This is a genomic window from Streptomyces sp. P5F9, assembly GCF_057961495.1.
This window is the reverse complement of record NZ_JBXVPZ010000465.1, coordinates 1-7399: the sequence shown is the minus strand read 5'-3', so window position 1 is coordinate 7399 and position 7399 is coordinate 1. Positions and strand designations below refer to the sequence as shown.

3 protein-coding genes are annotated in these 7399 nt (G+C 72.1%); 1 reads left to right on the top strand and 2 read right to left on the bottom strand.

Translation table 11 applies throughout. The annotated features are described in order from the left end of the window. Positions 1 to 48: 48 nt before the first annotated feature. Complete coding sequence (locus tag AC31A1_RS42630; protein WP_489658453.1) at positions 49 to 1125, top strand: iron-siderophore ABC transporter substrate-binding protein; 1077 nt, start codon at positions 49 to 51, stop codon at positions 1123 to 1125. Between the two features lie 63 nt (positions 1126 to 1188). On the opposite strand, the gene AC31A1_RS42625 is transcribed toward AC31A1_RS42630, so the two are convergent. Next, positions 1189 to 1398, bottom strand: a complete 210-nt coding sequence (locus tag AC31A1_RS42625) for an MbtH family protein (protein ID WP_489658452.1) — start codon at positions 1396 to 1398, stop codon at positions 1189 to 1191. Positions 1399 to 1473: 75 nt separating this feature from the next. Further along, positions 1474 to 7399: amino acid adenylation domain-containing protein (locus AC31A1_RS42620; RefSeq protein ID WP_489658451.1), on the bottom strand; the 5926-nt coding region annotated here is incomplete at its 5' end.

The following is a 7399-nucleotide window of genomic DNA, read 5'->3' as shown; positions in this document are numbered from 1 at the left end:
CCTGTCACCCCCCGCCGACCCCACCGCGACGAACAGAAGGATCATCCGATGCCCCGCGCCACCAGAGCTTCACGGCTGTCCGGCCTGCTCGCCTCCGTACTCCTGCTGGCCGTCACGGCGGTCGGCTGCGGCTCGTCCAACTCCGACTCCACATCGTCCAGTTCGAACACCTCGGGCTCGGAGGCGAAGGCGTCCGCGGACGCCTTCCCCGTGACGATCGCCCACAAGTTCGGCAGTACGACCATCAAGTCCGAGCCCAAGCGCATTGTCACCGTCGGTCTCACCGACCAGGACGCGGTCCTCGCCCTGGGCACGGTGCCGGTCGGCACGACCGAGTGGCTTGGCGGCTACAAGGGCGCGATCGGCCCTTGGGCGAAGGACAAGGTGGGCAGCGCGGCGGCGCCGACCGTCCTCAAGGACACCGGCACCGGCCCGCAGGTGGAGAAGATCGCCGCCCTCAAGCCGGATCTGATCCTCGCGGTCTACTCGGGTCTGACGAAGGCGCAGTACCAGAGCCTGTCGCAGTTCGCGCCGGTCGTCGCCCAGCCCAAGCAGTACAACGACTACGGCGTGCCGTGGCAGCAGCAGACCGAGGAGATCGGCAAGGCGATGGGCAAGGCCGCTGAGGCCAAGACCCTGGTGTCGGGTGTCGAGGCCAAGTTCGCGGCGGCCAAGAAGGCCAACCCCTCCTTCGCCGGTGCGTCGGCCGTCATGGCCACCCCGTACGAGGGCGTCTTCGTCTACGGCAGCCAGGACCCGCGCTCCCGCCTCCTCTCGGACCTGGGCTTCTCGCTGCCGAAGGACCTCGACAAGGTCATCGGTGACACGTTCGGCGCGAACATCAGCAAGGAGCGCTACGACCTCCTCGACCAGAAGGTCGCCGTGTGGATCGTGCCGGACACCACCACGGCCGTCACGAAGCTGCACAGCGACAAGATCTACGGCGACCTGAACGTGGTGAAGCAGGGCCGCGAGGTCTTCATCAAGGAGACCAGCGACTACGGCAACGCGGTATCCCTGTCCACCGTGTTGAGCATCCCCTACGTCCTGGACCGCATGGTGCCGCAGCTCGCGGCGGCGGTGGACGGCAAGACGTCGACGAAGGTGGCGCAGCCGGCGTCCTGACCCGCGGGAACGTGAAAGGGGGGCGGGTCCGAGGCGGTTCGGACCCGCCCCCCTTTCGTGTGCTCAGACCCCGTCGGCCTCGACCAGGCTCTTCGGCCTCATGTCCGTCCAGCTGGCCTCGATGTGGTCGAGGCACTCCTGCCGCGCGGCCGGTCCGTACGCGACCGTCCAGCCCGCCGGTACGTCCACGAAGTCGGGCCAAAGGCTGTGCTGGCCCTCGTCGTTGACGAGGACGGAGTAGACGCCTTCGGGGTTCTCGAACGGGTTGCTCATGTCGGGGGTTCCTTGCCTCTCTGATGCGGTCGGGTGGGTAAGTGCGGTTCGGTCAGGTCTTGTTCAGGGCCTGTCTCAGGGCTTGTCGAGTACGGCCGCTCGTCGTACGACCGCCTCCAGCGCCCGGAACCAGGTGCGGGCGAGGTCCTGCACCTGTTCCTCGGTGAGCAGTTCGGCGGCGTACGCCCAGTGGGCGCTCAGCTCCGGCCCCTCGGGGCGGTCTTCGGTGATGGCGTTGAGGGTCAGGGCGTGGGACATCGGCTGACCGGGGTCGGCGTCGAGGTCGGCGGCGTCGTCCTCGGGGGCGTAGGACCAGTCGGCCGCCGCCGGGCGGTCGAAGCGGCCCATGTAGTTGAACTCGATCTGCGGCTGGCCGAGTTGGGCGAGCCGTGCGCCCGTCTCCGGGTTGAGGTGGCGCAGCAGACCGTGCCCGATACCGGCGGTGGGCAGTGCGGTGAGGTGCTCGCGGATGCGGGCCAGGGCCGTGTCCAGCGCGGGTCCGCCCGTGAAGGCGTCCGCCAAGTCGGCCTTGCCCGGGTCGAGTCGTACGGGTACGACGCTGGTGAACCAGCCGACCGTACGGGACAGGTCGGCGTCGCCCGCGAGTCGCTCCTCGCGGCCGTGGCCCTCCACGTCCACCAACACCGGTCCGCCGCCCGGCTGTTCGGCAGCCAGGGTGCGGGTGCGCCAGTCACCGACTGCCAGTGCGAACGCGGTGAGCAGCACGTCGTTGACCGTGGCTCCGAACGCGGCCGGGGCCCGGCTCAGCAGGGGTCCGGTGACATCGGTGGGCAAGGACAGGGAGACATACCGGGTGGTGGCGACCGTGTCGCGGGCCGGGTCGAGCGGGCGAGCCAGGGGGAGTTCGGCGCCCTCGGCGAGGGCGGAGGTCCACCATGGCAGTTCGTCCTCGGTGGCCGGGTCGGTCGCGCGGGTTCCCAGGAGCCGGGACCAGCGGCCGAACGACAGCTCCACGGGGGCGAGTTCGGGCGTACGGCCACCCCTGACCGCTGCCCAGGCGGCGGCGAGGTCGGGCAGCAGGACGCGCCAGGAGACGCCGTCGATCACCAAGTGGTGCACGAGGATGAGGAGTCGGCCGGGCTGTCCGGGTCCGGCGTCGAACCAGACCGCCCGCACCATCGCGCCCGCGTCCGGGTCGAGCCCGGCCCGGGCCGTCTCGGCGTGGCGGGAGACGGCGGCGCGCAGTGCGTCGTCGTCCGCCCCGCGCACGTCGGCGCGGGTGAGCCAGGTGCTGACGTCGGTGTCCCGTGCGGCCGGTACCCGTAGCAACCACTCGGGCTCGCGGACGAGTTGGGCCCGGAGCATGTCGTGCCGGTCGGCGAGCGCCTGGAGCACGGTCAGCAGGCCGGGTTCGGTCAGGTCGGCCGGGGTCTGGACCAGGGCCGCCTGGTGGTAGGCGGCGATGGGGCCGCCGCGCTCCAGCAGGCCGCGCATGATCGGGGTGAGCGGGACGGTGCCGGTGCCGTCGTCGTGGACGGCGTGCCGCTCCTCGCTGCCGAGCGGGACGGCAACGGCCGCGAGGGCGGCGACAGTCCGGTGCTGGAAGACCTGCCGGGGCGTGACCCGCAGCCCGGCGGCGCGGGCCCGGGCGACCAGTTGCATGGCGACGATGCTGTCACCGCCGAAGGTGAAGAAGTCGTCGTCCGTGCCGACGGCCTCGGCGGGCAGTCCGAGGGCGTCCGCGAACAGGTCGCGGAGGGTGCGCTCGGTGTCGCTAGAAGGGGCCCGGCCTCCGCCCTGCGCGGTGAAGTCCGGTGCGGGCAGGGCGGATCGGTCGAGCTTGCCGTTGGACAGCAGCGGCAGCCGGTCGAGGACGACCACGGCGGCCGGGACCATGTAGTCGGGCAGTGCGGAGGCGGCGTGGGCGCGGAGCGTGGCCCCGTCCGCCTCGTCGGCGACCACGTAGGCGATCAACTGCCGTACGCCGGGGCGGTGTTCACGCGCGACGACCACGGTCTGCGCGACGGCCGGGTGGGTGTCCAACGCGGCCTCGATCTCGGCGAGTTCGATGCGGTAGCCACGGATCTTGACCTGGTCGTCGGTGCGTCCGGCGAACTCCAGCTGGCCGTCCTCCGTCCAGCGGGCCATGTCGCCGGTGCGGTACATGCGCTCCCCGGGCTTGGTGGCGTACGGGTCGGCGACGAAGCGTTCGGCGGTGAGTTCGGGCCGGCCGAGGTAACCGCGGGCCAGGCCAGGGCCCGAGAGGTACAACTCCCCTGTGACGCCGGGCGGTACGGGGCGCAGGGCGGTGTCGAGGACGTAGGCGCGGGACTCGTGAACAGGGCGTCCGACGACCGGGGTGGCGCTGTCGCGGACCCGGCCGACGAGCGCGTCGACGGTGGCCTCGGTGGGGCCGTAGAGGTTGAACGCCTCGGTGTCCGACAGTGCGGCCAGCCGTGTCCACAGCGACTCGGGTACGGCCTCGCCGCCGAAGCCGACTGCGGAGAGCGGGCAGTCGCCCTCGTCTCCGATCAGCCCGCTGTCCGCCATCTGCGCGAGCAGCGAGGGGGTGACCTCGATGAAGTCGATGCCCCGGTCGCGGATGAACGCGGCCAGGAGTTCGGGGTCGCGCCGGGTCTCGTCGTCGGCGATGTGCAGCGCGTGCCCGTCCAGCAGCCACAACTGCGGCTGCCAGGAGGCGTCGAAGGAGAACGACCAGGCGTGTCCCACGCGCAGGCGCCGCAGGCCGGTGCGCCGCTTGGCCACCTCGTGCAGGTCGTGGCGGTGGCTGTGGAAGAGGTTGGCAATGCCTCGCTGGGTGACGACGACGCCCTTGGGGCGGCCGGTGGAGCCGGAGGTGTAGATGACGTAGGCGGGGTGGTCGGGGCCGGGCGCGACGGGTTCGGCCTCGGGCAGTCCGTCGGTCGGGGCGTCAAGTCGCAGGACGGGGACGATGGTTGGGGGCAGCGTGGCGGCCGTCTCCGCCGTGGCCAGGATGAGCACGGGGCGGGCGTCGTCGAGCATGCCGGTGAGGCGTGACTCGGGGAGGTCCGGGTCGAGGGGCAGATAGGCGGCGCCCGCCTTCATCACGGCGAGGATCGCGGCGATGTGGTCGGCGGTGCGGGGCAGCGCGAGGGCCACGATCCGCTCGGGTCCGACGCCGTGCCCTGCGAGAACGCGGGCCAACTGGTCCGTGCGGGCGTCGAGTTCGGCGAACGTCCATGTCGTACGGCCGTCGGTGACGGCGACCGCGCCGGGGTCGGCGACGGCCTGCGCGACGAACAACGCCGGTACGGTACCGAGCCGTTCGGTCGTGGGCGCGGGCAACGCGGTGTCGTTCCAGGACTCCAGCACCGTGTGCCGCTCAGCGGGACCCAGCAGGTCGAGACGGCCCACGGGACGGTCGGGCTCGGCCACCATGCCGGTGAGGAGCGCGGTCAGGGCGTCCGCGATCCGGCGCACGACGGCCGGCTGGAAGAGGTCGGGCCTGAACTCGGCGGTGAGCCGCAGCCGTTCGGCCGGCTCGACCGCCCACGCGAACGGGTAGTGGGTGGAATCCTCGTGGTCGCGGACGGAGACGCGCGGTCCGTCGCCGCCCTCTTCGTCGTCGGCGACGGGGTACGACTCGAACACCACGAGGGTGTCGAAGAGTTCACCGAGTCCTGCGGCTCGCTGGATGTCGGCGAGGCCGAGGTGCTGGTGGGCGATGAGCCGGGACTGCTCGTCCTGGAGCCGGGCGAGGAGTGCGGCGGAGCTCTCCTGCGGGCGGACCCGTACCCGTACAGGGACGGTGTTGATGAACAGGCCGATCATCGCCTCGGCGCCGGCTAGTTCGGGCGAACGCCCGGCGACGGTGGCACCGAACACCACGTCGTCCCGGCCGGTGAGCCGCCCGAGCAGCACGCCCCACGCGGCTTGGACAAGGGTGTTGACGGTGACGCCCTGCCGACGCGCGAACGCCTCCAGCTCCGCCGTTCGGCCCGGGTCCAACTCCACGGTGTGGGTGGACGGTACGACGGCGGCACGGTCCGGGTCGACGGGCGCGAGGCGCGTCGGCTCGGCCAGTCCGCCGAGGGCCTCGGCCCACGCGGCGGTGGACACGGCCGGGTCCTGGGCGGCCAGCAGCCGCAGGTGCTCGCGGTACGGAGCGGGCGCGGCCGGGGTACGGCCCTCGTAGCGCGCCCACAGCTCGGCGGTGAGCAGAGGCAACGACCAGCCGTCCAGCAGGAGATGCTGATGCGAGAGCACGAGACGATGCCGGTCCGGACCGAGCCGGGCCAGCAACATCCGGAGCAGCGGCGGCCGTTCGGGGTCGAACCGCCGCCGCTCCTGGACGAGCAGCCGCTCCCACTCCTCCGGGTCGTCCGTCAGGTCGAGCTGCCGCCACGGCAGGACGGCCGTGCGCGGTACGACGGCCACGGGCCGCCCGGAGGACAGGTGCCGGAAACCGCTGCGCAGGTTCTCGTGCGCGTCGAGCAAGGACTGGGCCGCGGTGTGCAACCGGTCGTCGTCCAGGGGGCCTTCGAGGTCGTAGGAGACCTGGACGGTGTACACGTCCGGTCCGTCGTCGCCCGAGTCGAGGGCGGCGTGGAAGAGCAGACCGGCCTGGAGCGGGGAGACGGGCAGGACCTCGGTTCCGGCGGGCAGGGCGGCCAGTTCGGCGCGCTCGTCGTCGGTGAGGTCGAGCAGGATGACGTCGTCGCGGTCGGCGGTGGTGACCGTGGAGGCGGTCACTGTGGCCAGCCCCGCCGCCGACTTGTGGCGGAAGACGTCACGCGGGCTGAAGGTGAGCCCGGCGGCACGGGCGCGGGCGACCAGCTGCATGGCGACGATGCTGTCGCCGCCGAGCGAGAAGAAGTCGTCCTCGACACCGACGCGTTCGAGACCGAGCACGTCCGCGACGAGGGCGCAGAGGGTCTCCTCCAGCGGTGTGCGCGGCCGGGTGTCGGTCACCTCGGCGGCGAAGTCGGGGCCGGGCAGGGCACGGCGGTCGAGCTTGCCGTTGGGGGTGAGCGGGAGGGCATCGAGCGTGACGACGGCGGCCGGGACCATGTGGTCGGGCAGCGACTGGGCCGTGTGGGCGCGGAGTTGAGCCGGGTCCACAGCGCCCTCCGCCACGACGTACGCGACGAGGCGTTCGTCCCGAAGGACGACGGTGGCGTGCGCGACGCTCTCGTGGGCGGCCAACACGCTCTCGATCTCGCCGAGTTCGATACGGAAGCCGCGCAGCTTGACCTGGTCGTCGGCGCGGCCGAGGTACTCCAGTCCGCCGTCCCGGGTCCAGCGGGCCAGGTCGCCGGTGCGGTACATACGGGCGCCGGGCTCGGTGGCGTACGGGTCGGCGACGAAGCGTTCGGCGGTGAGGGCGGACCGGCCCAGGTAGCCGCGCGCCAACTGGACGCCCGCCAGATACAGTTCGCCGGCCACACCGGGCGGTACCGGGCGGAGTCCGGCGTCGAGGACGTAGGTGCGGGTGTTCCACACCGGGCGTCCGATCGGCACGGTGGCCGGGGCGGCGGGGACCTCGTGGGCGGTGACGTCGACGGATGCCTCGGTCGGGCCGTAGAGGTTGTGCAGGCGGCTGCCCGGGAGGACCTGGTGGAAGCGGGCCGCCAGCGGGGCGGGCAACGCCTCGCCGCTGCACATGACGTGGAGCAGGTCGGTGCAGCGGGCGGCGGCGGGCTCGGCGAGGAAGGCGCGCAGCATCGACGGCACGAAGTGGGCCGCGGTGATGTGCTGACGCTGGATCAGTTCGGCGAGGTAGACCGGGTCCTGGTGGCCTTCCGGGCGGGCGACGACGAGTGTGGCACCGGTGATCAGCGGCCAGAAGAACTCCCACACCGACACGTCGAACCCGGCCGGGGTCTTCTGCAGCACCCGGTCGTCGGCGTCGAGGCGGTAGGCGTCCTGCATCCACAACAGGCGGTTGGTGATGCCCTGGTGGGGGACGGTGACGCCCTTGGGCCGGCCGGTGGAACCGGACGTGTAGATGACGTAGGCCGGGTGACGGGGGTCATGAGCGGTGGGCAGGGGTGCGTAC